This is a genomic window from Pseudoalteromonas sp. GW168-MNA-CIBAN-0100, assembly GCF_040309225.1.
Classification (GTDB): domain Bacteria; phylum Pseudomonadota; class Gammaproteobacteria; order Enterobacterales; family Alteromonadaceae; genus Pseudoalteromonas; species Pseudoalteromonas arctica.
The window spans coordinates 1-292 of sequence record NZ_JBEOOL010000415.1; the positions used below are offsets into that span (position 1 = coordinate 1).

The following is a 292-nucleotide window of genomic DNA, read 5'->3' on the forward strand; positions in this document are numbered from 1 at the left end:
GCCGGGAGGCCGACGTGCTCGTGCGTCTGGCGGCCGGCGAGGCGATCGGCACGCAACTGATCGCACGGACCGCGCGGATGGCGGCACGCAAGCAATGGATGGCCGACCATCTGCAGGTCCGCGGCCACGTCGTGATCGACGCGGGCGCGGTCGAGAAGCTGACGGCCGGCGGCAAGAGCCTGCTGCCGATCGGCGTGATCGACGTGCAGGGCGCATTCGCGCGCGGCGAAGTCATCGCATGTGTCGGCCCGGACGGGCGCGAGGTGGCGCGCGGGCTCACGAACTACAGCAG

Annotated in this window: 1 protein-coding gene; it reads left to right on the plus strand. The window is 71.9% G+C overall.

Annotation, left to right across the window (positions count from 1 at the left end):
- Window positions 1-292: PUA domain-containing protein (locus AAEY62_RS21745; RefSeq protein ID WP_350636472.1), on the plus strand; the 292-nt coding region annotated here is incomplete at both ends.